Source organism: Photobacterium sp. BZF1 (assembly GCF_014349205.1).
Taxonomy (GTDB): Bacteria; Pseudomonadota; Gammaproteobacteria; order Enterobacterales; family Vibrionaceae; genus Photobacterium.
Window position 1 is genome coordinate 1 of the sequence record NZ_JACSOF010000309.1, and the last position, 1,325, is coordinate 1,325.

General features: G+C 41.4%; 1 protein-coding gene. It reads left to right on the top strand.

Features of this window, described 5'->3' with window-relative positions; genetic code table 11:
• Window positions 1-74 precede the first annotated feature (74 nt).
• A complete protein-coding gene (locus BIZ37_RS30180; RefSeq protein WP_187464674.1) occupies window positions 75-1,091 on the top strand; it encodes an IS110 family transposase in 1,017 nt (338 codons plus the stop codon).
• Window positions 1,092-1,325 lie beyond the last annotated feature (234 nt).

The following is a 1,325-nucleotide window of genomic DNA, read 5'->3' on the forward strand; positions in this document are numbered from 1 at the left end:
CACACTTAATGAGATGGTACGTCCCTCCCTACAGCTAAACTTGAACTGGTTTAGTCTTTAAAGGAAAGTGCCACATGAACAACTCCCACATTATCGGAATTGACCTAGGTAAAAACTCTTTTCATTTAGTTGGGCATGACCAACATGGTCACCAATTATTCAAGAAAAAATTTACTCGCCAGAAGCTACTGGAGTTCTTGTCTTTCCATGAACCTGTAATTGTAGCTATGGAATCGTGTGGAGGGGCTCATTGGCTTGCTAGAAAGTGCGTTGAGCTCGGTCATACTCCTAAGCTAATTCCTCCCCAATACGTAAAGCCATACGTTAAAACAAATAAAAATGACTTCATCGATGCCGACGCAATCGCAGAAGCAGCCTCTCGACCAACAATGAGGTTCTCTTCAGCGAAAACCGAATCAGCGCAGGTGGTCTCTACTATTCGGAAAATACGCAGCGGATATATTCGAGAGCGTACTGCTTGTATGAACCGAATCGGTTCAATCCTGCTTGAATTCGGAATTAGTTTTCCCAAAGGTCACGCTGGTATGAAGGGTTTATTTCAGTGGTTAGTGGATAAAAATCAATACCTTCCACCTCTAATCATATTTGAATTGAGTGAACTTCATGAACACTATCTAAACCTCAATGAACGTATAAATTCACAAGCTGACAAAGTCGAAAAAATTCTCGCTGACAATGAGCAGGTTAAGCAATTACAGACTGTTCCAGGTATTGGTCCAGTTATAGCTAGTGCTTGTATATCCACAGTCAGTAATCCAAGTGATTTTAAAAACGGACGAAATTTTGCTGCATGGATCGGGCTTGTTCCTGTTCAATACTCTACGGGTGGCAAATCCACGCTACTTGGGATATCAAAGCGCGGGAATAAGGAGCTGAGAACATTATTTATTCATGCTGCAAGGTCAATTTTATGGAGAGATAAGTCGGTTGAAAGATACTTTGGCTCATGGCTAGTTGAACTTAAGAAACGAAAACCTTTTAACATAGCAGTGGTGGCTTTAGCCAACAAGATAGCTCGCATAGCATGGGCAATATTAGTCAATAAAAAGCCCTTTGAAATCAGAATATAATCGAATTTGCAATGAGAGTAATAGATGACACAACGGTTAGACCACCAGACTGAAGACCTGTTGCCCCAAACAGCAACTTAACATGCTTTACACTTTGCGAGGACAGTCTGGCGCACACCTCATCATAGAGCTGAGACTAATTGACAGTCTCTAACTGACTCTGAATATATTAGCGCAAATCAGCTCGTTATTTTGAACTCTACTTGCAATAACGGGACGTACCATATATTGGGG

Coding starts and splice junctions, on each gene's coding strand:
- BIZ37_RS30180 (WP_187464674.1), top strand. CDS start 75: ATGAACAACTCCCACATTATCGGAATTGACCTAGGTAAAAACTCTTTT.